The organism is Enterococcus sp. DIV0800 (assembly GCF_050559735.1).
Classification (GTDB): Bacteria; Bacillota; Bacilli; order Lactobacillales; family Enterococcaceae; genus Enterococcus_A; species Enterococcus_A devriesei.
Map to the genome: position 1 here is coordinate 97,610 of NZ_CP187899.1, position 24,792 is coordinate 122,401.

The 24,792-nt window shown below is 41.0% G+C and carries 24 protein-coding genes; all 24 read left to right on the plus strand.

Annotated features, from left to right (window positions below; genetic code table 11):
- Positions 1–47 precede the first annotated feature (47 nt).
- The 24 genes from IGI54_RS12400 to IGI54_RS12515 all read left to right on the plus strand — a co-directional run bounded on the left by IGI54_RS12400 (position 48) and on the right by IGI54_RS12515 (position 24,771).
- Positions 48–458 carry a PTS sugar transporter subunit IIA gene (locus IGI54_RS12400; protein ID WP_430621802.1) on the plus strand — a complete coding sequence of 137 codons (411 nt, stop codon included), beginning with the start codon at positions 48–50 and terminating at the stop codon, positions 456–458.
- A gap of 1 nt (position 459) precedes the next feature.
- Positions 460–2,235 (plus strand): DUF2264 domain-containing protein, encoded by a 1,776-nt coding sequence (locus IGI54_RS12405; protein ID WP_430621803.1) that lies wholly within the window; start codon positions 460–462, stop codon positions 2,233–2,235.
- Positions 2,232–3,365, plus strand: a complete 1,134-nt coding sequence (locus IGI54_RS12410; protein WP_430621804.1) for a glycoside hydrolase family 88 protein — start codon at positions 2,232–2,234, stop codon at positions 3,363–3,365. Before IGI54_RS12405 ends, IGI54_RS12410 begins: the two co-directional genes overlap by 4 nt.
- Positions 3,366–3,666: 301 nt before the next feature.
- Entirely contained in the window at positions 3,667–5,847 is a 2,181-nt protein-coding gene (locus tag IGI54_RS12415; protein ID WP_430621805.1) for an alpha-galactosidase, read from the plus strand.
- Complete coding sequence (locus IGI54_RS12420) at positions 5,841–6,638, plus strand: hypothetical protein (RefSeq protein ID WP_430621806.1); 798 nt, start codon at positions 5,841–5,843, stop codon at positions 6,636–6,638. Before IGI54_RS12415 ends, IGI54_RS12420 begins: the two co-directional genes overlap by 7 nt.
- Positions 6,616–7,581, plus strand: coding sequence for a glycoside hydrolase family 43 protein (locus tag IGI54_RS12425; RefSeq protein WP_430621807.1), 966 nt, complete (start codon positions 6,616–6,618; stop codon positions 7,579–7,581). The genes IGI54_RS12420 and IGI54_RS12425 overlap by 23 nt, the downstream gene beginning before the upstream one ends.
- The gene (locus IGI54_RS12430) at positions 7,574–9,175 is read left to right on the plus strand and encodes a glycoside hydrolase family 43 protein (protein WP_430621808.1); all 1,602 of its coding nucleotides are present in this window, start codon (positions 7,574–7,576) and stop codon (positions 9,173–9,175) included. The genes IGI54_RS12425 and IGI54_RS12430 overlap by 8 nt, the downstream gene beginning before the upstream one ends.
- Position 9,176: 1 nt before the next feature.
- Complete coding sequence (locus IGI54_RS12435; protein WP_216430207.1) at positions 9,177–9,824, plus strand: bifunctional 2-keto-4-hydroxyglutarate aldolase/2-keto-3-deoxy-6-phosphogluconate aldolase; 648 nt, start codon at positions 9,177–9,179, stop codon at positions 9,822–9,824.
- A gap of 3 nt (positions 9,825–9,827) precedes the next feature.
- Positions 9,828–10,823, plus strand: coding sequence for a PfkB family carbohydrate kinase (locus IGI54_RS12440; protein ID WP_430621809.1), 996 nt, complete (start codon positions 9,828–9,830; stop codon positions 10,821–10,823).
- 33 nt (positions 10,824–10,856) lie between these two features.
- Complete coding sequence (locus tag IGI54_RS12445; RefSeq protein WP_430621810.1) at positions 10,857–13,397, plus strand: sigma 54-interacting transcriptional regulator; 2,541 nt, start codon at positions 10,857–10,859, stop codon at positions 13,395–13,397.
- Positions 13,398–13,542: 145 nt separating this feature from the next.
- Complete coding sequence (locus tag IGI54_RS12450) at positions 13,543–14,025, plus strand: PTS system mannose/fructose/N-acetylgalactosamine-transporter subunit IIB (RefSeq protein WP_430621811.1); 483 nt, start codon at positions 13,543–13,545, stop codon at positions 14,023–14,025.
- Between the two features lie 16 nt (positions 14,026–14,041).
- Complete coding sequence (locus tag IGI54_RS12455) at positions 14,042–14,857, plus strand: PTS mannose/fructose/sorbose/N-acetylgalactosamine transporter subunit IIC (RefSeq protein ID WP_311900835.1); 816 nt, start codon at positions 14,042–14,044, stop codon at positions 14,855–14,857.
- On the plus strand, positions 14,854–15,681 hold the full coding sequence (locus IGI54_RS12460) for a PTS system mannose/fructose/sorbose family transporter subunit IID (RefSeq protein ID WP_430621812.1): 828 nt from the start codon (positions 14,854–14,856) through the stop codon (positions 15,679–15,681). The genes IGI54_RS12455 and IGI54_RS12460 overlap by 4 nt, the downstream gene beginning before the upstream one ends.
- A gap of 50 nt (positions 15,682–15,731) precedes the next feature.
- The gene (locus IGI54_RS12465; RefSeq protein ID WP_430621813.1) at positions 15,732–16,451 is read left to right on the plus strand and encodes an alpha/beta hydrolase; all 720 of its coding nucleotides are present in this window, start codon (positions 15,732–15,734) and stop codon (positions 16,449–16,451) included.
- A gap of 274 nt (positions 16,452–16,725) precedes the next feature.
- Entirely contained in the window at positions 16,726–17,394 is a 669-nt protein-coding gene (locus tag IGI54_RS12470) for an Asp23/Gls24 family envelope stress response protein (protein WP_430621814.1), read from the plus strand.
- Between the two features lie 137 nt (positions 17,395–17,531).
- Positions 17,532–17,810, plus strand: coding sequence for a transposase (locus IGI54_RS12475; RefSeq protein WP_430621815.1), 279 nt, complete (start codon positions 17,532–17,534; stop codon positions 17,808–17,810).
- Complete coding sequence (locus IGI54_RS12480; RefSeq protein WP_430621985.1) at positions 17,807–18,652, plus strand: IS3 family transposase; 846 nt, start codon at positions 17,807–17,809, stop codon at positions 18,650–18,652. Before IGI54_RS12475 ends, IGI54_RS12480 begins: the two co-directional genes overlap by 4 nt.
- Before the next feature lie 494 nt (positions 18,653–19,146).
- The gene (locus tag IGI54_RS12485) at positions 19,147–19,509 is read left to right on the plus strand and encodes an iron-sulfur cluster biosynthesis family protein (RefSeq protein ID WP_430621816.1); all 363 of its coding nucleotides are present in this window, start codon (positions 19,147–19,149) and stop codon (positions 19,507–19,509) included.
- A gap of 112 nt (positions 19,510–19,621) precedes the next feature.
- Positions 19,622–20,143, plus strand: coding sequence for a TetR/AcrR family transcriptional regulator (locus IGI54_RS12490; protein WP_430621817.1), 522 nt, complete (start codon positions 19,622–19,624; stop codon positions 20,141–20,143).
- Positions 20,144–20,230: 87 nt separating this feature from the next.
- Positions 20,231–21,130, plus strand: coding sequence for a deoxyribonuclease IV (locus IGI54_RS12495; RefSeq protein WP_430621818.1), 900 nt, complete (start codon positions 20,231–20,233; stop codon positions 21,128–21,130).
- A gap of 195 nt (positions 21,131–21,325) precedes the next feature.
- Entirely contained in the window at positions 21,326–23,368 is a 2,043-nt protein-coding gene (locus IGI54_RS12500) for a BglG family transcription antiterminator (RefSeq protein ID WP_430621819.1), read from the plus strand.
- A gap of 17 nt (positions 23,369–23,385) precedes the next feature.
- Positions 23,386–24,018 carry a bifunctional 4-hydroxy-2-oxoglutarate aldolase/2-dehydro-3-deoxy-phosphogluconate aldolase gene (locus tag IGI54_RS12505; protein WP_071861923.1) on the plus strand — a complete coding sequence of 211 codons (633 nt, stop codon included), beginning with the start codon at positions 23,386–23,388 and terminating at the stop codon, positions 24,016–24,018.
- Positions 24,018–24,476: a PTS sugar transporter subunit IIA gene (locus tag IGI54_RS12510; RefSeq protein WP_071861922.1), complete on the plus strand. Its 459-nt coding sequence runs from the start codon at positions 24,018–24,020 to the stop codon at positions 24,474–24,476. Before IGI54_RS12505 ends, IGI54_RS12510 begins: the two co-directional genes overlap by 1 nt.
- A 16-nt stretch (positions 24,477–24,492) precedes the next feature.
- Complete coding sequence (locus IGI54_RS12515) at positions 24,493–24,771, plus strand: PTS sugar transporter subunit IIB (RefSeq protein ID WP_430621820.1); 279 nt, start codon at positions 24,493–24,495, stop codon at positions 24,769–24,771.
- Positions 24,772–24,792 lie beyond the last annotated feature (21 nt).

Consider the following 24,792-nt stretch of genomic DNA (forward strand, 5'->3'; position numbering starts at 1 on the left):
CAAATTGCATATTAATAAGTGAACAGACAAATAAAGGAGTGAAGAACGTGGAAAAAAAGTTTTTCCTGATTTCGCATAATGAATTTGCTCATGGCTTGAAAAAAGCGCTAGAGATGATTGTAGGCCCACAAGAAAATCTTTTTTCTTTTGGCTTAATGCCGGGAGGACACCCAGATGAGATCGCACAAAAAATCGATGCTCTGATCACAGAAGAGACTGAAGCCGTGATCTTAGGCGACATCGCTGGTGGCAGTGTTTGCAATTCAGCAATGCGGTTAACAACGAAGCAAAACGTGGTATTAGTAACAGGAATGAATCTGCCTTTAGCGATGGAGATCATCATTACACAAACGACTTCGCGAGAAGCGATTGAAGCGCTGATTACTAATGTAAAAGAAGGAATGAAAATTCTGACGATTGTTCCTGCCGCACAAGAAAGTGCCGAGGATTTTTTCTAATATGATACCTGAAAAGGAAGCATTGCTAGAGTATCTGCAGTTATTGCTGCCAGAAGATCAAAGCTATCTCAATCAAACAGGCAGTTCATATTTAGCAGAAATTCGTGAATTAGAAAGTCTTTTACGACCGTTGTGGGGCCTATTGCCAGCTTGTAGTGAGAACTTGGCTGAGTTAAAGAACTTCGACACATTTACGAAATTGCAAAAATGTGTCGAGGAACAAACGTTGCCAAAAATCTCAACAGCGAATCGGCAGATAGCAGTAGAGATCGGTGTCTTAAGCTATGGCATCGGTCAATTTGGGAAAGACTTTTTAGCGTTGTTTAGTTATTCTGGTCAGAACTATTTAATCAGTTGGCTTAACCAATTGAATCAAATCGAATTTCCTGCTGGGAATTGGTATTTCTTTTTGATTTTGTTGAATGGTGCACTAAAGGAACAGGGCCTCACTTATTCGGAGGAACGCTTGGATTTTGCGAAAGCGGGGATCGAGTCATTTTATTTAGGCGAAGGCTGGTACTCGGACGGAAAAAATAATCAGCGAGATTATTATGTCGCATTTGCTTTTCATTTTTATGGGCTGCTTTACAGTCGCTTTTCTAGTGATCCACAAGGTGAAGAATATCGTCAGCGAGCGATTGCCTTTGCCGAGGATTATTATTATTGGTTTGACGGTGAAGGGCGGTCACTTCCATTTGGTCGAAGCTTAACGTATCGATTTGCGCATTTAAGTTTTTGGAGCGCGTTGATTCTGAGTGATGCATACAAGGAAAGTGCCCTCAGCTTAGAAGCAATCAAAGGCATCATCGGCAGAAATTTGCGCTTTTGGCAAAAGCAGCCGATCACATTACCAAAGGAAAAAAATCTATCGATTGGCTACGGGTATCAAAATTTGTTGCTGTCTGAAGATTACAATGCGCCTGCTTCGCCTATGTGGGCCTTTAAAGCCTTTGTTTTGTTGGAATTGCCGGCAAATCACTTATTTTGGCAGCTGCCAGAAGAGGACTATCAAGAACAGGCGTTGGTTGTTCAACCACAGCCTGGCTTTCATCTGACACAAACAAAAGAGCAAACGATTGCTTTAAGTAACCTACAATATTGTCAAAATCAGCAGCTGTATCATCAAAGCGAAAAATATACTAAATTCGCTTACTCAAGTTATTTTGGCTTTAATTTGACCCGAGACAATCAGGAGATCGAGGCCTTCGCGATTGATTCGACGCTGGCTTTTTCTGTAAGAGGCCATCAGCAATACCAGACTCGACGAAAAAATATTGCCACTAAAACTTATCCAGAATACAGCGTCAGCCGCTGGTCTGTCTGGGAAGAATTGTTTGTCACGACCTATCTAATCCCAATCGATGGCAACAGCCATATCCGTATCCATCAGATTGCGACCCCTTTTGCCGTTGAGGCAATTGAAGGCGGCTTTGCCTTACACGAATGGAATAAAAAATATAATCAGCCCCAGCTTCAACAACGGACCGCTTTATTAGAAAACAATCATGGCTATAGTCTGATTAAAGAGCTGCAGGATCAGCGTCAGGCAGGGGTCGTAGCTCAAGGACCTAACTCTAATCTGTATTCAGCTGAAAAAAATACGATTCCAGTATTAACAGGGATGTTAACCGCTGGAAAGTATACGCTAGCGACCTTTGTTTCTGGGGCGCCTCACGTTTCCTCAATTCCAGAAGTCCGATTTAAAGAACAATCCGACAGCTACGAAATCGAAGTCGCAGCTAAAAAAATCAAAATAATGAAGGAGCGATTTTTATGATTAACGAAGAAACCAAACAATGGGCACAATCGATCTTAGAAAAAATCGATCAAAAATTAGTCATTGAAGCCAAACGGCAAGGAGGGAAAATCCCCTATATTCCTGATGAAAAAAGCGGACGTTACGAAGTCGATATGGCCGAGAGCGACCCTGTCTGGTGGACCAACGGATTTTGGTCAGGCATGATGTGGCAAATGTACCACGCGACGAACAAGGATATTTATAAAGAAACAGCTGAGCTGAATGAAGCCGCTCTAGATAAGGCCTTTGATATTTATACGGGCCTACATCATGATGTGGGCTTTATGTGGCTGCATACAGCCGTAGCTAATTATCGTTTAACCGAAAATGAACGCTCAAAAGCACGTGGCCTGCACGCGGCGCATTTGTTGGCGGGACGTTACAATCCACGGGGAAAATACTTGCGTTCGTGGAATCGTGATCGAGCTGGTTGGGTGATCATTGATTCAATGTTGAATATTCCGCTGCTTTATTGGGCAAAGGAAACGATTGGTGATCCTCGCTTTGGTTATGTGGCAGAAGATCACGCGGATAAAGTCATGAACCATATTGTTCGACCGGATGGCTCAGTGAATCATATCGGCGTTTTTGATCCGACGAATGGTGAATTACTTGAGACCCCAGCTGGACAAGGCTACGCTTCGGGCTCTGCTTGGTCGCGAGGACAGTCATGGGCGATCTATGGCTTTGCTTTAAGCTATCTCCATACCAATAAAACAGCCTATTTGGAAACAGCAAAAAAAGTGGCACATTATTTTATTTCAGAGGTTTCAAAAAACGATTGGATTCCTGTAGTCGATTTTCGTGCGCCGAAAGAGCCGGTTATGATCGATACGTCAGCCGGTATGTGCGCGGCTTGTGGCTTTTTAGAAATCGCGAAGCATGTGCCAGAGTATGAAAAAGGTCTCTACATCGATGCGGCGGTCAATCTGTTACAAGCTGTTGAAGCGAAATACGCGATTTGGGACCCAGAAAAGGACGGTCTGATTGATTATTCAACCGGCAGTTATCATGAGGATGCGTGGACTGAAGTACCGATCATCTATGGGGACTACTATTTTGTAGAAGCAATTTTGCGTCTATTGGAAAAAGATTTTTTGATTTGGTAAAAATCAGGAGCTGGGAAATTAATAGAATCCCAGCTCCTATTTATGGATAAACCGTGGTCCAGAAGTAGCATCTTCGGAAACAAGCCGAAATTTCACAAAAATTTGAGGAGCACCAAGTAGGAACACGCACCATCAACGCTAAAAATGTTGTGTTTCCTAGTCATTTTCGGAAATTTCGTCTTATTCTGTGAGATACAACGATTGCTTCAGCAGAGCTGATGTCAAACAGTTTCTACTTGGTTCTCGAAGTTGAGCACTTCTGTCCCACCCTCTTATTCCACAGAAAAGGAGAAGTGACTCGATGAATATTACAGGCAAAGAAACTATTACATTAACGACGAAGACGAGTCAGATCAGTTTAGTCGTTTTGACAAGCGGTCATGTTGCTTTAGGCTACTTTGGCGAAAAATTACCAGCGGCAGATTTGTCCTATGTCCTTTCTGACATTTCCCGAGCCAGCTATTTAGCGAATACAGACGACGTGGCGGATTTTAAGTTGGAACAGCTGCCGCTACTTTATCCAGCTTTCGGTAATCCAGATATGCGAACACCGGCGCATCAAGAAAGCTATCCCGATGGTTCGAGACTGGCCGATTTTCGTTATCACCAGCATATTTTTACGACTGAGAAAGAAGCGGTGAAGGGTCTACCATTTGCACAGCATCACGAACAAAAAGTTCTGAAGTTGATATTAAAAGATCCAGTGACGAAAAATCAATTGTTGATTCAACTGACAGCTTATCCAGAATACGATGTGTTCACACAATCGGTTACTTTTTGCAATAATCAAACCGAACCAATTACGCTACAGTCATTGATGTCTTTGAATCTGGATTTCTTGACCGACCGCTTTGATTTATTGACTTTAAGCGGTGCTTGGGGCCGTGAAAATCATTTGGAACGTCGTCGGATTCATCAAGGAACACAAGGGATCGACAGCAAGCGAGGAGCCAGTGGACATGGACAAAATCCTTTTATCGCATTAGTCGCTCCAGAGACAACTGAAGATCAAGGGAAGGTGATTGCCGCAAATTTACTGTATAGCGGAAATTTTAATGGGGAAGTTACCGTTGATATGCATCAAAATAGTCGGTTGCAGCTGGGATTGAATCCCTTTGAGTTTAGCTGGCAGTTAGTAGCTGGAGAAAAATTTCATGCGCCTGAAGCGGTATTTTTAACGAGTGAAGCCGGATTAAACGAGATGAGCCAGCGTTTTCATCATTTTTATCAGGATTGCGTGATTCGCAGCGATTATCGCTATCGGCCGCGTCCAGTCTTAATTAATAATTGGGAAGCGACTTATTTTGATTTTGACCGTACGAAGCTTTCAGCGATGATAGACAGCGCCAGTCAACTAGGCATGGAATTATTCGTCTTAGATGATGGTTGGTTTGGTCAACGCAACGATGACACCTCATCGTTAGGTGATTGGTTTCCAAATGAGGAAAAAATTGGCGGGACATTATCTTCTCTTGTCGAAGAAGTTCATGATAAAGGGTTGGATTTTGGATTATGGGTGGAACCGGAGATGGTTTCAAAAGACAGTCAGCTTTATCGCCAGCATCCTGAATGGGTGGTTCAAGTCCCTAATCGGACACCACAGCTCGTTCGTAATCAGTATGTTTTAGATTTAAGTAATCCAGCGGTGCAAGAGTATTTGATTGCGACGCTTAGCCGTCTTTTCCACTCAGCAAAAATCAACTATGTGAAATGGGACATGAATCGAAACATCACTGACAGCTATTCACCGACATTGCCACCTGAGCGTCAGCAGGAATTTTCTCACCGTTATATTTTAGGCTTATATCGAATTTTAGACAAAATCACGTCTAGTTTTCCTGATATTTTATTTGAAAGTTGCGCTGGCGGCGGCGGACGCTGTGATGGAGGAATGTTGTATTACATGCCGCAAACTTGGATCAGCGATGATACTGATGCGATCGCCCGTTTGGACATTCAAGCAGGTACATCATTGATCTATCCCCCGGTATCAATGGGCTGTCACGTTTCCGCGGTACCAAATCATCAAGTAGGTCGAGTGACTAGTCTGGCAACACGAGCTTTGATCGCTCAGCAAGGAAATTTTGGCTATGAGCTGGATCTCTTGGCACTTACTTTAGAGGAAAAGAAAATCGTCAAAGCGCAGATTCGGCAATATAAAAAAGACCGAGAAACCTTGCAGTTTGGCCGTCAGACTCGCTTAGCCGTTTACGATTCAAAAAATGAAACAGCTTGGCAAAAGGAAAATACCCAAACCGGAGAACTGATCGTGACCCACGCCACTATTTTGGCTAAACCTAACACGGTGCCGAAACGTTTGAAGCTGAAAGGGTTAAAACCAGCAAGCTGTTACCGATATGAAGATACGTTTCGCAGTGGTCAAGAATTGATGCAAATTGGCTTGCCGCTGCCAAAGCCGACAGAGGATTTTTATGTAACGAAGTGGATCTTAAAGAAAGTGGAGGATATTGATAGATGCTAACTTTAAAATTAGTCGATAAAGCAGGTACGATCATCGCACAACGCTCACATGAAGAAGAAACCTATTTAGCTTTCAAAACTAGAGAATACCAAGCAGGAGACAAAATAATCTTAGAATCCGATGCGATCAATCGATTTGTTTGGATTCAAGTCGATGAGGCCTTGCCCGTTAGTTTGATTTATTTAACGACTCATCAATGGGAATTTCCAGTGATTATGGATTCAGAGTTGCGCCGGGCCTATTCACCGAAAATTTTTTCTGGGGAACGTCACTATTTGCGGGCCTTTTTGCCGCAGAACTTTGAAGTGAACAACTATCGAAATCTGGCGTTGAATCCCCATGACCAAAAAAAGGAATCCGGGGCATATCCTCATGCCTATGCGAATGTCGAGACCCGTAATGATTCGACTTTCTTCGCCCGAAACGCGATCGACGGTATGATTGCCAATGAAAGCCATGGCTCCTTTCCTTTCCAATCGTGGGGGATCAATCAGCAAGCCGATGCTCAACTGACTATTGACTTTGGTCGTGAGATTATGACCGATCAGCTCGTTCTCGTTTTGCGCGGAGATTACCCGCATGACAGTTATTGGGAACAAATTACAGTCGAATTTTCTGATGGTCAAGAGCAACTGATTAAGCCAAATAATTCGTTATTTCGCCAAGCGTTTCCTTTTCCAACGAAAAAAACGCGGAGTATTACATTGAAGCAATTGATCAAGTATCAAGACGAGTCGCCATTTCCAGCATTAACAGAAGTAGAGGTCTATGGCTATGACAGTAAAAAATAAAAACGGTCAAATGTGGTTTGATTGTGAGGGGGCTCCGATTCAAGCACATGGCGGAATGATTCTAAAATATGGCGAACGCTATTACTGGTACGGTGAAAACAAGGCTGGGCCCAATGTTCGTTCTTCAACTGGTGGGCGAAAGGTAGATTTCATCGGGATTTCTTGTTATTCATCAGCCAACTTGATTGATTGGGAAAATGAAGGCCTAGTCTTAGCCGCTACCACTAAGCCAAATTCGCCTTTATCAAAGGAGCGGATCGTGGAACGGCCAAAAGTCATTTACAATCACAAAACAGCAACCTTCGTTTTATGGTTCCATTCTGATGACGATCATTATTTAACCGCGGCATGTGGTGTTGCAGTGGCAGATTCTCCATTAGGACCATTCACGTTAAAAAAAGTTTTTCAGCCAAATCGCAAGGATTCTCGTGATATGACGCTTTACCAAGAGGGCGAAAAAGCCTATTTGATCCACAGCTCGGATTTCAATAAAACACTTTATGTTGCTGAGTTGACTGATGATTATCAAGATGTCACGGGGCTTTACACCAAATTATTAATCGATCAAGAGCGCGAAGCACCGGCAGTTTTTTATGATCAGGGTCAGTACTTCATGATTACCTCAGGAACAACTGGTTGGGAGCCTAATGGAGCGCTGTATTCTAGATCCCCTTATTTATTCTCACCTAGCAAGCTGATCGATAATCCTTGTGAAGGCGAAAATTATCGCCAGACATTTTTCGGCCAATCCAGTTATGTCTTCAAGGTTGAGGAAAATTTTTATTTAATGCTAGATCATTGGCAACCAGACAACCTACAAGCTTCAGGTTATAGTATTTTACCAATTGAGATTATCGGCAAGAAAAAAAGAGATCTGAGTATTCCTTGGAGGGTGGAACCCTTTGGCGGAAGAATTGATGAAGGAGGAACACACATTGAATAAATTACGTAATCCAATTTTAAGCGGCTTTCATCCAGATGCAAGCATCGTAAAAGTCGGCGCTGATTATTATTTGGCGACGTCTACCTTTGAATGGATGCCCGGCGTTGAGATCTATCATTCTAAGGACTTGGTCAATTGGGAGCTAGTAGCTAATCCGCTTCAGTCAAGTGTCCAAGCCAATTTGATCGGTAATTATAATTCGGGAAGTATTTGGGCTCCCCATTTAAGCTATTCTGATGGTCGTTTTTGGTTATTGGTTACAGATGTCAAAACAGGCAATGCCTTCAAGGACACACTGAATTATGTTTTATCAGCAGAGGAGATTACAGGCCCATGGAGTGCGCCGGTCTTTGTGACGGCCAGCGGTTTTGATCCAGCTTTTTTCCATGATGATGACGGCCGGCATTATATTATGAGCATGCTCTTTGATCACCGCTTGGAGCAGCCGAATTTTACGGGACTGGTAATCCAAGAATTTGATCTTCAGCAGATGAAGCTAGTCGGCGAACGAACGCATTTTTATACTGGTACAGATTTAGGGGTCTGTGAAGGACCGCAAATCTTAAAGAAAGATGGCTGGTACTATTTATTGTGTGCCGCTGGTGGGACGGGCTATAGTCATGCGGCAACCGTTTGTCGCGCCAAAACTGTCTTAGGGCCATATGAATTATCGCCGTATCACCCATTTTTAACGACTAAACCAGCGCCAGAAAATCCATTGCAAAAAAGTGGACATGCTTCTTTTGTCGAAGTCACACCAGAGGAATGGTATATTCTTCATATTTGCGCCCGTCCTTTGACCCAACGTGGAAACTGTCCTTTAGGCAGAGAGACAGCATTGCAGAAGATCGAGTGGATCGATGGCTGGCCGCGTTTAAGTAATGGCACAATTTTTCCAGACTTGGACGTCGAACAACCAAGTATAGCAAGTGGGGCTCAACAGCAGCTTGACTTTAGTACCCGGTGTGATTTTTCGACAAATGAATTGCCGACGTATTTTAAAACACTGCGACAACCTTTAAAGGAAATGCAGACGGTTTCTTTGACAGAACGTCCCGGCTATTTACGATTATACGGGGAGCAGAGTATTACTAGCTTACATCGTCAAACCTTGATTGCTCGGCGTTGGCAGCATTTTGTTTTTCGAGTAGAAACAGAGATGGATTTTGCACCGAAAAGTTTCCAGCAAATGGCGGGACTGGTGTTGTTTTACGATACCGACAACTGGCATTATTTACAAGTGTCCTTTGATGAAGCAACACAAACAAGAACGATCCAAGTCGAAAGTGATTCGATTGGCCAATTCAGCTACCGTTCTGAAAGAATTTCGTTGCCGCAAGCGGGAGCCTTGCGCCTGGCCGTTGAGGTGGATCATGAAAAAGCACAATTTTATTACGGAATCGACTCAGGTGAATTGCAGCCAATTGGGGAAACGCTAGAGGCGGATCGACTTAGTGATGATTACATCAAAGCTCATGGCAAGCTGGCCTTTACGGGGGCAATGGTGGGAATCTGTGCCCAAGACATGGACGCCCATGCTTCTTATGCAGATTTTAAATACTTTGATTATATCGAAAATAGACAGGAGCATTAATATGAAAAAAAGCGAGATATTAAACAAGTTAGAAAACGCGGGAGTGATCGCAGTGGTTCGCGGTACTTCACGCCAACAAGGAAAAAAATCTTGCGAGGCTTTGATCGCTGGTGGTGTGAAGGGATTAGAAGTGACCTTTACACTGCCTCAGGCAGATCAAGTCATCGCTGACCTGGTAGCCGAAAAGCAAGACGAACAGCTAGTCATTGGTGCAGGTACCGTTCTGGATGTAACAACGGCTCGGTTGGCGATCATGGCGGGAGCCGAATTTATCGTCAGTCCGACCTTTGACCATGCGACAGCGGAGTTGTGCAACCTATACCAGATTCCTTATTTACCTGGCTGTATGACGATTACAGAAATCAAAGAAGCCATGAAAGCCGGCGCAGATATTGTCAAATTATTTCCTGGCTCGGCCTATGGCCCTTCAATTGTCTCAGCTTTTAAAGCGCCGTTGCCGCAAGTTAATATCATGCCCACTGGCGGTGTGAGTCTAGAAAATCTACGGGAATGGTTTGAAGTCGGAGTTGTAGCAGTCGGTGTCGGAGGCAATCTCTTAAAACCGGCGGAGCAAGAAGACTATGCTGGTGTGACCGAGATGGCGAAGGCTTATATGGCAGAGTTGAAAAAGGTAAAAGGAGCGGAGTAGCCGATGGGAAAAATCTTAGCCATAGGCGAGATCATGTTGCGTCTTTCTACTAGCCAGCAAGAGCGCTTGGCAGAAAGCGGTCAATTTAATAATCATTATGGTGGCGGCGAGGCCAACGTAGCGATCTCTTTAGCGAATTTTGGTCACAACGCGCGTTTTGCTTCGAAGGTTCCTGCCAATCCGTTAGGGACTGCAGTCAAACAGCATTTAAATAAATACGGTGTTGATACTGAGGAGCTGCTATTTGGCGGCGAACGTCTAGGAATCTATTTCTTAGAGACAGGCGCAGGCTTTCGACCTTCTAGTGTAATTTATGATCGTAGTTATTCTAGCTTTGCCCAAATGCAACATTTGGAATGGGATTTTGATACTCTGTTTGCGGAAGTGGAGCTGCTGCATCTTTCGGGAATTACGCCAGCTTTGTCCAGCGAGTGGCGAAAAATGATGCTACAATTAGTAAAGGAAGCAAAACGACGCGAGATTCTGGTGAATTTAGATATTAATTATCGTAGTAAGCTATGGTCAATCGCGGATTGTCGTGCTTTTGTGCAGGAGCTTGCACCGTATCTTGATTTTTGCTCGGCGGCGCGCTTAGACGCCCTGAATTTTTTTGAGATTCCGGAAACAGATCAGGCGCTAAGCGATTATTATGAAAAAATTCGCAAGCGTTACCCGAATATCAAAGTACTGTATTCTACGACGCGTGAAGTATTGAATGCTCAGCACAATCGTTTGCAAGGAAATCTTTATCTAAATGGAAAATTTTACCAGTCAAAGGTGTATAATATTCCTGCGATTGTCGATCGGGTCGGAGCAGGGGATGCGTTTACTGGTGGTGTTCTACATGGACTATTAGAGCATTCAGAACCTCAAAAACTGATCGATTTCGCCACAGTCGCCGCGGTTGCCAAACATACGGTCCACGGTGACTGCAACCAGTTTAGTAAAGAACAAATCGAAGAGTTCTTGCTTTCAGGAAGCAATGAAATCAAACGCTGACGACTAAAAGCAATCAGATAGGGGAAATAATCGATGTCGGTACAAGAAGAACTTTTAGCATATATTCAGAAAGATTATTCGGACGAACCTGTAACGGCATCCTTGATCGCCGAAAATCAAGGACTTAGCCGCAACACCGTCAGTCATTATTTGAATCGTTTGGCGGACGAAGGGCTCTTGCGAAAAATAAAAAGCAAGCCAACGACTTTTATTTATGAGACGCAACAGCGGTCGATCGATCCTTTTGATCAGCTGATTGGACATGAAGGCTCGCTGCGGTCGCTGGTGCGGCAATTTAAATCGGCGGTCATGTATCCTAATGGCTTGCCCCTGATTCTAAACGGCGCTAGCGGAACTGGGAAAAGCTTCATTGCCCGTTTGATCTATGAATACGCCAAACAAAAAGAGCAAATCTCAGCGGACGCACCCTTTGTCGTCTTAAACTGCGCGGACTATCGCAACAATCCCGAACTACTTTCTTCTGTCTTGTTCGGGTATGTTTCCGGCGCCTTTACTGGTGCGGATCGTGAGAAAAAAGGTTTGTTGGACGAAGCGGATGGCGGGTATCTATTTTTAGATGAAGTACATAATTTGACTGCCGAAAATCAGGAAAAATTATTTCTAATGATCGATTCCGGAAAATTTCGTCGTTTAGGAGAAAATGAAAAATGGCATACCGCCAAGGTTCGGCTAGTCATGGCAACGACAGAAAATACCCAGTCTGCTTTGCTAACGACTTTTAGACGACGAATTCCTTACGAAGTAGTCCTGCCGCAGTTTTCATCAAGACCCCAAAATGAACGACTGCAATTAGTCACGTTGTTTTTCCAACAGGAGGCCGAAAAAATAGCACGCTCTATCCAAGTCGCTCAACCGTTGATTGATCAGCTTTCAAGAGCTGGATTTGACGGAAACATCGGACAATTGAAAAATCGGATCAAAGTTTTAGTGGCCAATGAGCTGCCGGAGCAAACAACAGAGGTCATCACGCTCCCGCGAGATAATTATAGTCGCAGTGATCAGCCAGCGATGCGGTTTTCACCAAGTGAGTCAGAAACGGTAAAACTGCTGAACAATGCTGGCTTCACTCATTTGAAAAACGACTTAGCAACGATTGAATCCTTTAAACAATTGTTGGAAAAAATCAGAAGTCTAACCTTTATGATCGAAACGACCTTGCAAGAAGGTGATCCGCTTTTGACCCAGCATGTGAAGACCTATTTCGCTCCCTTTGGCTATGTCGACATTCAAGCAACGATCGGTCTGCAATTAAAACACTATGGCTTTTTAACGAATCAAACGCAACAACAGACACTTGCGTTGTTGCTCTATTTTTTCAATGACTACGGCTATCTGTTGGAGGATGGTCTAGTCGTGGAAAATGATGATCGCCGTGCGTATCGCAAGTATTTTGAAGTGGGCAAGCAACTGCTAGAAATGTACGAGGAACACCCGTTGTTCAGTCATTTTCAATGTTTGTTGACCGCTTATTTGGTCAATGAATTTGAGATTTCCTCGAAAATCAACGCGATCGTCGTGATGCATGGTAAAGACAATGCTAAAACTTTAGCGGGAACGGTCAATGAAATGTTAGGAGATTATGTCTTTGATTACTTTGGAATGCCTTCATTAGTCAGCACTCAAGAGATCATCAAAGAAATTGTCAGTTATACGAGCAAGGTGGATACGAGTCAAGGTCTAGTGATCTTAGTTGACATGGGTTCGTTGGAAAAAATTTACAGCAGTATCAAAGGGAACGTGACGGGTGACCTGATTGTCATGAACAATGTCTCCACCGCTTTAGGCTTAGAAGTGGGGATGAAGCTGCATCAGGGAGCCATTACCCGCCAGCTAGAGCAATTAAAATTAGAGACATTCAAAGTTGAGCGTCAGTATTTTGAAGGCGTCTCGCAAAAACCGAATATTTTGATCGCGTGCTTGTCTGGTCAAGGAATCTCTAGCAAAATCAAAGATATTTTTTCTAATTATTTAACGGATGAAGTAGAAATATTAACTTTCGACTATCAGCCCTTAGCGGAGAAGGCTCAAAATTATGACGAAGTCTTTTTCAAGAATACCATTGCGGTAATTACGACACCTAAAATCGAGAACAGCAAACAACCGGTCATTTCCGTAGAAGAGATTGTGAAGGACAATCAGACACTGAATGTCTTACAACCCTATCTAAATCATGCGGAAATTGTTGAATGCGGCAATGAGATCTTAAAATTATTTACGATCGAAGGCGCTTCTGCTCGTTTAAACTTTTTAAACCCAGAGCGGATCATCAACGAAGTCGGTGAAGTGATCGATGCTTATGAGGAATATTACCATATTGTTTTTCCAAACTTTGTACGAATCAATCTCTTTTTACATTTGTCTCTAATGATCGAACGGATCTTAACCGGTGGAGAAGAAAGCAGCGCTGATTTCGTTGTCAAAGAAACCAACGAATTTACCCAATTTCGTGACTTTTCGGATGTCATCTTTGAAAAAATCTGCCGCAAATACAATATCCGTATTCCGTTAGCGGAGTATGGAATGATCTATCAATTGGTGGATCAAATGCTGTAATAGCTAAAGAAAAGAAGTGTCGGATCGACTTCCGACACTTCTTTCTAGTAAAAAGGCTGAAAAATCAAGGTTTTTAAAATTGATAACTTGGCACGGAACTTGCTTTTATTAAAGTGAACACATCATCTAAAAAGGAGTGAAGAAAATGATCAAAATGGTTCGAATTGACGAGCGTCTGATTCACGGACAAGTCGCCTTGATCTGGAGTAAACAGCTAGGCGTAAATCGGATTATCGTCGTCAACGAGAAGGCGGCAGCCGATCCCATCTTGACCTCTACTTTGAAAATGGCAGCACCTGACTCTGTCAAAGTGATCGTCTTGAATGAAGAGAAGGCCAAAGTTTTATTGAATGACCCTCGCACAAATGACTTGAATATTTTAGTGGTGGTCAATTCGCCGAAGGACGCGCATTTCGTCGCGGAAAATGCACCTGAAGTTGGGAAGGTTAATATCGGCAATTATGGCAAAGCTAATAAAGACGGAGAAGAACGCCAGAAGTTAAATGATAACGTTTTTTTAGGCGAAAAGGACAAAGACGAGTTGAGAGAAATCATCGCATTAGGCGTGACGACTGAATATCAACTAGTGCCTGATCAGCCGATTACTGATATGCGAACAGTACTTTAAAAGGAGATGAACACAAATGATGAACGCAATTATGGTCGCGATTATTATGTACTTAGCGAAGTTCTTTGATTGGGGTTATTTGAACTTACAATTGCGCCCGATTATTCTTGGTCCAATGGTTGGTTTGGTTTTAGGGGATTTGACGCAAGGAATTCTGATTGGCGCTTCGATCGAGGCTGTGTTTATGGGAACCTTTTCAGTCGGCGGATCGGTTCCATCAGATATCGCGGCAGGAGCTGTTTTAGGAACGGCTTTTGGGATTTTGACCGGTAAAGGAGTTGCTACAGGAGTTGCTTTAGCTGTTCCAGTTGGATTGTTAACGACGCTATTATTTAACTTAGTTGTATTAGGCTTTAACTTTTTAGTTGATTTTGAAGACCGTTCAGTGGCAAAGCATAAGGATAGCCGCTTCAATCAAGCCCATATTTTCGCGATGGTCGTTTATCCGATCCCATTTGCGATCATGGCCTTTATCGCTATCTATGCTGGTGTTGGACCGATTGAAAGCTTCATGAATAATCTGCCAGCGCAGGTAATGCAAATGTTGAATGTCATGTCGCAAATGCTGCCGGCTTTGGGGATGGCTATTCTGACAAAATCAATGTGGGACAAAGAAGTGATCCCATTCTTCTTTATTGGCTTTACTTTGGCTGCCTACCTAGGATTGAATACGATGGCAATCGCGATCATCGGTGCTGCGATCGCCGTGTACTTCATCATGAATGATTTCAAACATCGGAAAGAAATGGCAAGCTTAAAAAGTCAACGGGTCGTTGCCACAGCTTCTGCGAACGAGGATATGAGTAATGAAATGGAGGACTTCTTATCATGATGAAATTATCTTTAACCAAGGAAGAAAGAAAAGACGTCAACACGATCTTTGGTCGCGGTTTAACCGTGATGGCAGAAATGACTTATGTGAGGATGCAAGGTCCTGGCTTTGGCTGGACGATGATGCCGCTTCTAAGAAAGATTTATCAAAATGATGAGGATTATTATGCGGCCTTAGAACGCAACATGATGTATTTCAATACAAATCCCGCGTTTCTGCCATTCATCCAAGGAATCGTTTATTCGATGGAAAAAGAAAACGCCAAACAGCCGATGGAAAATATCAACGAATCGGTCAATGGGATCAAAGTCGGTCTGATGGGACCATTGGCTGGTTTAGGAGATTCTTTTTTCACTGGCACACTGCGGGTAATCGCGGCTGGAGTAGGGATGAGCTTGGCCCAACAAGGAAATATTTTAGGTCCAATCTTGTTCTTCCTGTTGTATCACATCCCGTATTACTTTGTTCGTTATTATGGCGGTATGATCGGCTATAAGATCGGATCAAGCTATATCAGCGAAGCGCAAGAAAGCGGCTTGTTAAAATCCGTTACTAAAGGCTGTAGTATCTTAGGCTTGATGATGATCGGCGCGATGACTTTTATCAATGTTCCTTTTAAAGTCAATGTAACAGCGGTCTTTGCGAAACAAAAATTCGTTTTACAAGATGTTTTGGATCAAATTTTACCCGGCTTATTACCACTAGGCTTAGTTTGGTTATGCATCTATTTGTTAAAAAACAAAAAAGTCTCTGTTACAAAATTGTTGGTGGGTATTATCTTACTTTCAGTTGTCTTAGGCGGATTAGGGATCGCTGGAAAATAACGGAAGAAGCAGCAGAATTGCTGCTTTTTTCCGTTATCAAGGAGGAAAATATGTATTTACAAGGAAATTATTTTTCAAGTGTCTTGAATCGAACAAAAGCGTATACGGCGGTGCTGCCAGATCATCCTAATGACCAAACCAAGATTCTTTTTCTACTGCATGGCATCAGAGGGGATGAACGAGACTGGGTGTTAAATACCCCGCTGCTTCAGTATGCCGAAAAGTATAATACAGCGTTCTTTTGCCCAGCCGCTGAAAATAGTTTTTATACCGACCATGCGGATGGAGAAAATTATGGAGAAGCCATGGGAAAAGAGTTCTATGAGGTAGTTCAGAGACTATATAAATTAAATTTTCAACGTGAAAATGTTCAAATCGCCGGTTTTTCTATGGGAGGCTATGGTGCGGTGTTATTAGGGCTGCGGTACTCCAAACTTTATTCAAGGATCGGCGCATTTTCACCTGCCTTTGTTTTCTATAAAAAAGAAAGGCAAGAGCCGCATTACAAGCTAGTTTTTTCTAAAGGAGACTATGGCAGCGAAAACGATTGTCTTTTTCAATACCAAAAATGCTTAACCGCCAATGAAAAAATCCCGCCGATCCAATTTGCTTGTGGAGAAGACGATCCATTATATGAACAAACCGAAAAGATCATAGATCAACTGTTGGCGCTTGATCCAGCAGCAAAGTTGGAATTTTTTGGTCAAGCGGGCTTTCATGATTTCAGTTTATGGAATAAGGATCTCCTTCGCTTCTTAGAGTCTTGGTAAATGAAATCAGATTAACTATTGCGTTTCATTAAAATTGAACATGTCTTTCCGTTCGCCAAAAGGAAATTTTCTCTTTTTTTATTATTTATTTTCTGTATTTTAAGCATATTTTTTGCTTTAAAAAAAGATGCGTCCTATCCTTAATATATAGTAGGTTTGAAAAAGCTACTTTTTCTAATAAACAAGTCGCTTAAAAGTCAAATTTATTTAAGACGAACTTAACAGCTTTTTGGACCAATGAAGTGATTCTGTAAAAACAATAGGAGGCTCTATCATGGAAAATAACAATGACAAAAATAAAATGACTAAAAATGCACCAGTATCTGCACATCCCGATCCGGTTGTCCCAAATGCGGAGGAAAAAGTGCAAGCTGATCACCAGCATGATGCTAGTAAATCCGTACACGATGGTAAGCAAGAAATGAAGACCAATCCGCATTCAAATGAAGAAAATACGGATGGCGAAGTGACTTATGATGACAAAGTAATTCAAAAAATCATTGGGATCGCTTTGGAAGATGTTGATGGCTTACTGACGATCGATGGCGGCTTCTTCTCAAATACTGCTGAAAAACTAGTGAACACAGACAATGAAACAGCTGGTATCGAAACAGAAGTTGGAAAGAAACAAGTAGCCGTCGACATGAAAGTCGTTGTGGAATACGGCAAAGATATTGAAAAAATCTTTAGTCAAATCAAACAGATTGTCAGCAAAGAAGTCGCAACTATGACTCACTTAGATGTGATCGAAGTAAATGTTAAAGTCACCGATATCACAACTAAAGAACAATTTGAGAAAGATAGCGAGACAGTTCAGGACAAAGTAACAGACGCCGCTAAAACAACAGGAGAGTTTGCTTCTGAGCAGACCGACAAAGCAAAAGCTGCGATAAATAACCAAGCGGATAAAATGAAAGATGATTCAAAACCAGAAGTACAATAAAAAGTTTTTTAGAACTTTTTATTGCTTAATCTAAATAGTTAAAAAAGGACGATAGTTTCGGGACTGACACTATAATTAGATACAATTAAAAAAGAGCACCTCAAATTTAGTAAAATAAATTTGGAGGTGTTTTTCTAATGGCGAAGCATAATTATTATTCGGATACATTAAAAATTCAAATTGTTGAAAGATTTCTAACTGGTGAATCTGCTTCTTCTCTTCGAGAAGAATTTGGCATTCCAGGTCGCGGAACGATCTACACTTGGAAAAAATGGTATTTAAATGGTGATCTACAAAGGTTAAAGTCTTCTTCTGGTCGTCCCTCCGAAGAGGTGTTTTCTATTTCTGAGAAATTGAAAAACAAGGAAACAGAATTAGAATTATTAAAAAAATTCTTCTCGAAAGAAAGTTGGTGACAAAAGAGAGTATCATTCGATTTATTGAAAAACATAAAAAACAAGTATCAATCAAAAAACTAACAGAATTATTCGGACTATCGAGAAGTACGTTTTATAGGCATTGTACTATTGATCCGTCGAAATTATCAGATACAGAGAAACGGATTCACCAATTGGTTCAAGAAAACCATTTTCTATTGGGTTATCGAAAAATACATGCCCTGTTAAATCGAGAGATTCCAGTCGGTATCAATAAAGTCGCACGAATAATGAAAAAGAGAGGTTGGAATTGCGTGGCAAAAATCAAAAAATATCATCATACAGGACCAAATCATCCAGCATTTGATAGTATTATAAGTAAAAATTGGGATACAGATAGACCACTGCAAAAGCTCACAACAGATATCACTTATCTACCTTTTGGGAGCAGTATACTTTATTTATCTACGATTATGGACATGTTCAATAGCGAGATAGTGGCTTACAAAATATCGGATCACCCTGACACCAAATTAGTAATGGATACTTTTAATCAGCTCGGCGAGCTGCCTGAGCAAACTATTTTGCATAGTGACCAAGGAGCCACTTATACAGCAAAAAAATTCTGCGAGCGAGTAAAACAAAAAAACGTTATCCAAAGTATGTCCCGTAAGGGAACACCTTCAGATAACGCTCCAATAGAGTTGTTTCATGCCTCACTAAAGTCAGAAACGTTCTACATCTCAAAAGAGCCGATAGGCTCTAATACTAGAGTAATCGATATTGTAGAAAATTACATCTATTTTTGGAATCATAATAGAATTTTAGCTAAATTAGGCTATCTTTCACCTGTAGACTATCGTTTAAAAGTATCAAATTGAGTTGCTCTTTTTAATTTGTATCAAAAAGTAGTTGCACTTTCCTTCGACTATTGTCTTTTTTTAACTAATAGCGGAGTTGGAAATCCTTATCGAGTTTTTATAGAGTTAACCTTTACGAAGACTAACACTGATGGATAACACGATACACCAACGTCTGGTCACCATGTAAACAACGAAAGTGTTGAAGTGAATTATGGCGGCTATGAGAAGATGAGTTCTCACCCGATGCGGACATACACAGTTTTCAATTACTGAGTATACAAATATTCCGATCGGATTGATTGAGACGAATCTGCAAAAACAAACCGGTGGGATTTCTTCTAATGCTGCAGTTTTTGAATCTCACGTCTTGATGGATTATAGAACTGGTCCGGTTTAGAGAAAAGATGGAGATAGCAGTTCAAATCTTTGCGTAAACAGTCAAATTTTTATATACTCTTTTTGTACCAAACGGTAGGTTTTATTTTAAATTTAAAAAGAAGAAGGAATAGATGATGGAATTAGTTATTTCAGAAGAAGCGAAGGATTATATTGAAAAGAAAGTATCTAGTTATCAAAAAGTAGTGTTAGATTTTGAAGACGGTGACAGTCCATTTAAGATCAATGCCTCGAGTTGTGGTCTGGATGTTGGTTTTCGCTTGGTCTTACTGCAGGATGCAGATGAATCGAAATTGGATTTCTCAAACTATCAATCAACGGTCAATACGTCTATGGGTGAAATCTATTTGAAAGAAAGCTCAAAGCTTTATTTAGATGATAATACTCGTTTGGTTTTTGATCCTAAATATATGCGTCTGCAATTGAAAGGCGATAATTCTGGTACGATTGCCAATTCTGTAGAAATCTATGAAGCGTAATATTAGCCGATAGCAGCTTTTTTTTGAGGAATTCAGTTAGGAGGGGCTTGGCATCAAAGCAAAAGAAAAAATCATTTTAGGTGCGCGTGAGTTAATCTACCAGCACGGCTACATGAATACATCAATCTCAGACATTTTGGAGTTTACAAATACTGGCAAGGGGCAGCTATATTATTATTTTGATTCAAAAAAGGCGATCGGATTAGCAGTCATCCAGTCCCTGCTTGCAGAATGGCGGATAGATTTATTTGAACAGATTTTGTCGACAGACTTGTCAGCGGAACAATCGATTGAACAAATGATTGATTGGTTTTTTGCTTTCCATCAGAAAGCAGTGATTCATTATGGTTGTCCGGTAGGAAATCTGATAGCGGAATTGGCTTTAGCAGACGAACAGTTTCGTGAGCCGTTGAATAGCTTTATGAAGGAGTGGCAAGAGCTTGTGATGAAGCAAGTACTAGCTCTTGATGGGACTCAACTCACTGAGGAAGAAGCAGTGCAGGAAGCGAATCATATCATTGGCAGTCTGCAAGGAATCGCTTTGTTTTTGAAGCTCTCGCAAAATATTAATGAAGCGAGTCAATCGATTGATTTTTTGAAAAAGGAATTGAAATTAAAACAAAATCCCAAATAATTTTACCGGTGTTTTTTGAATTATTTGGGATAAAGGACGATCATGGTTATAAAAGATTAGAATAAATACTAAAGGAAGCTGGAGTAAATGATGCTATTAGGCTCACACGTCTCGCTTGGAGGAAAAGAAATGTTGCTACAGGCAGCAAAGGAAGCCGCTGTCTATCAGGCAAACGCGCTGCTTTGTTATACTGGAGCCCCGCAAAATTCTCACCGCAAGCCGATCGAGGATTATCACATCTCAGAAGCTTGGGACTACATGAAACTAAAAGGGATTCAGAATGTGACTATTCATGGGCCGTTCTTGATCAATTTAGCTAATTCCATTGATCCGCACGTTTTTTCATTTAGTATCGACTTTTTAAAAGAGGAATTGCAGCGAACCGAAGCAATTGGCGCAAAAACATTGGTCTTACATCCAGGTGCTCATCGGGGAGCGGGCTCTGAAAAAGGGATCGCACAATTGATTGAAGGATTGAACGAGGTGCTTGATCATTCAGCAGGACCTTCGATTGCATTAGAGACGATGGCAGGCAAAGGGACTGAAATAGGGAAAAATTTTGCAGAGCTGGCCGAGATAATTAGCGGAGTCACCTATAACGAGCGGTTATCAGTATGTGTCGATACTTGTCATATTTATGACGGCGGCTATGACATTGTTAATGATTTGGATAGCGTGTTGAAAGAATTTGATCAACTTATTGGTTTAGAACGAATTAGTACTTTCCATCTCAATGATTCTTTGTATGGCTTGGCCTCACATAAGGACCGACATCAAAATATTGGCCTGGGGAAGATTGGTCTTCCCACGTTAAAACGAATTGTTGACTTGCCGGAATTTGCGGAAGTTCCCAAGTTTTTAGAAACCCCCTCGAATGGAAAAGTAAAATATAAGAATCCGCCGTACAAAGAGGAAATCGCTCTGCTTCGTGGCGAGCTTTCCTTTGAAGAATACTTAAAGTCTCCGAAGCTTTACAGAGAGAGGTAAGAATTTGCAGAGTTAAAAGGAATAAAACTTGAGCTTTATTAAAAGCTCAAGTTTTATTCCTTTTATGATTATAGAGAACATAAAAATTTTTGACTATGACAATCGTTTTAATAGACTGTGACAAAATTAGGTTTAAAAGACAAACCAGATTGTTAACAACAGCCGTTATAATGAATATGTCAGGAGGGAAAGAAAATGAATGAACGGATCCGAAATATTCTGACCATACTTACAAAGAGACCAGAAATAAAAATGGCCGAACTGACAAAGGAGCTTGGACTGACTAGACGGCAAATTAATTACGCTATCAATCAGTTTAATTCTGAATTGATCACTCAGAAAATTCCGAACATTGAGCGGAATCACGCTGGAGACTTTATCGTCCCTTTGGAGGTGTTACAACTACTTTCGACACAAAGAGAACTAATAGAACAGGTAACAACGATTCCTACAGATGAGGAACGATTAGCATTAATTGTCATGTTTTTAATCACCCACATTGAATATGTGAGTGCTGAACACCTTAGTGAATTTCTGGATGTTGGGAAATCTACGGTAACTGATGATTTGAAAAAGGTTGATCCGTTTATTCAAAGGTACTATTTAACCTTCAAGTACGATCGAATACAAGGCTATCAACTTGAAGGTTCCGAACATCGAATCATGCAGCTTCTGTCTGATTTGGTGAAACGTTATCCAATTTTTAAGCGGATCGATGTAACCGGAAAACTAAGTCCACAGATATCCAAGGAAGAAGTAATCCACCTTATTCATAATATGGAACAAATGTTGCACTTAAGTTATTCAGATGAATCTTTGGAATATTTACGAACCGCTATACCCTTACTTTTAGCTCGAGCTGTAGTGAGAACGAAACTAAGAACGCAAGATTTTTTTGAAGGAGAAGTACAGTACACACCGGAGCACCGATTTCTTAGTGTTTTGATTCAAGAGACGAATTGGGAGATAGCTGATAGTTATTTAGACTGGCTGACCTTACTATTTTTGATTTCTAACATTTTTGAAAAGAAAACGACCCAAGAATTTGATTCTGATTTCCGGTTGAAAAAATTGATTCGAGAGATGGTATCTAATTTCGAACATCAGACGTTTATTACGATTGAGGATCGAGAAAATTTTGAACGGCGGATTCTAAATCATTTACGTCCGGCTTGCTTCCGTATTAAGTATAACTTGAGTCTAGGGATGTACTCTTTAGACAGTCTGATTCAAGACAGCAATCACGCAATTTTAAATGACTTGATGAAAGAATTAATTGTTCCAACAGAAAATTGGTTAAGGCGGGCGTTTCCCAATGATGAATTAGATCTGCTTTCCTACTATTTTGGTTTTCAGTTGAGCAATCAACCTGTAGTCAAACAACAAAAGCCTAAAGCAGTAGTGGTCTGCACCAATGGGGTCATGGTTTCGAAAGTGATTAGAGAAAGTTTGGAAAAGTTATTCACAGAGATCCATTTTTTAGCCTCGTTTTCGGTTAGAGATTTCTATCAATTTGAAGTGGATTATGATCTTGTATTTACGACTATTCCTTTGGAAACAAATTTACCACAGTTTATTATTGAGCCGATTATGACATATAAAGAACAAATCAGTCTTCGTTATCGTGTCTTGAATGAGCTTGGAATCAATGAAGTCGATCAATCCGTTGATCGTTTGTTGAGCATCATACAGAAGTACGCTACTGTCTCCAGTTCCAAGGAATTAAAGGAAGAACTACAATATTTTTTGTTACAGGAAAAGCAGGATTCGCCTCTAGAGAATACGAAAGTTTTGCCATCTTTAACTTATTATTTAAAGCCCAACTACATTACGATTGTTGATCAAGCAATTACTTGGGAAGAAGCAGTGGCTTTAGCCTGCAAGCCATTACTAGAGAACCAAATCATCAATCAAGACTTTTTAACCGACTGTCTTCAACAAATTGAACAACCAAATTATGCAGGATATTTTGGTGAGAAGACATGTATTCCACATACTACAATTGAACATGGTGTTTTAAGAGAAGGCGTTAGTTTATTAATCAGCAAAGAAAAGATCGCATTTCCAAATAGGGAAGATATTCAGATTATCCTTCCATTATCTTTCCTGGATTTAACTAAGCATTTGAAAGCGGTTAATCAAATTGCTGATCTTAGCACGAATCCAGCATTTTTAGCAGAGTTATTTACGAAACAAGAAACCACGTCGATATATCAATTAATTCGACAATTTACTTGAGAAAAGAGCGATTGAACATGAGGTTAAAAGATTATCCACGCTTTACCATTATTATGCGAGGCTATACTTTTCAGCAAGCAGATGCAATTTTGAAAGCTATGAAAGGATTAGAAAACGAGTTTGCGGTTGAAATGACGCTAAATACCCCGAACGCCTTGGAACAAATTAAAGAATTGACGATGACTTATGGCGATTCTATCTATATTGGAGCTGGAACAGTTCGAACAATTGACGACGTGAAGGCTGCCACCGCGGCTGGAGCCCAGTTTTTATTAGGGCCGCATATTTTCACGACAGAAATGTTAAATTACGCAAAGCAGCACAATGTACTTGCTGTACCAGCAGCCATGACACCATCAGAAATCAGCGATATGTTTGAGCAAGGAGCGGATATTGTTAAAGTTTTTCCAGCTTCGGTAGTATCGCCAAGATTTTTCAAAGACGTTCAAGCACCACTTGGAAAGCTACCTTTGATGGGTGTCGGAGGTATCTCAGTCGAAAATGCTCAGAAATTTCTATCAAATGGTGCCAGCTATTTAGGACTTGGTTCGGGAATGTTTAACCCAGAGGACTTGGAAAAACTGAACATTGAAAATTTGGCAGCAGCATTAAATAAATTAATTTCTAGTGTACAAGGGGTGATGGTTTGATGGAATTATTTTTACATGAAGAATTAGTGTTTAGAGAAGTATTCGCGAAAACGAAAGAAGAAGTATTAACCTTTTTGGCAGAAAAATTATTCGAAAAAGGGTACGTAAAACATGAATACATTCAAGCCATTCAAGATCGAGAACAAGAGTATCCGACCGGATTGCCTTCTTCAGAACCAGGCATAGCAATCCCCCATGCAAATTTTGAAATGGTGAATAAGACAACTTTGGCTATTGCCACTTTGAAACAGCCTGTGGAGTTTCACAATATGGAAAAGAAGCAAGCGGAATTGCCGATTCAAATCGTTATTATGATGGCTATCGGTGAACCACACGGACAAGTTGAGATGTTACAAAAAATTGTCACGATTATTCAAGATGAACCATTAAGAAAAGCAATGATTAATACAAAATCAAATCAAGAATTGCTGCAGCTTTTGAAACAAGCAGTAGCTTAAATTGGAGGAATTTATAATGAAAAGAATTTTAGTCGCATGTGGGAACGGAATCGCAACATCAACAGTAGTTGCAACAAAAGTGAGAGAGTATTTAATGGATAAAGGTGTTCAAGTAGAGACAACTCAGACAAAGCTTATGGAAGTACCGGGTAAGGTACAAGACTATGATTTATTAATTACGACTGGCGAATTTGAGGGACAAACAGGTGATGTTCCAGTTGTAAAAGGCATGCCGATATTAATTGGTATGGGAATGGAACAAACAATGGAAGACATTTTGAACTATGTTAAATAATTTATTTACTAAGGAGAGACA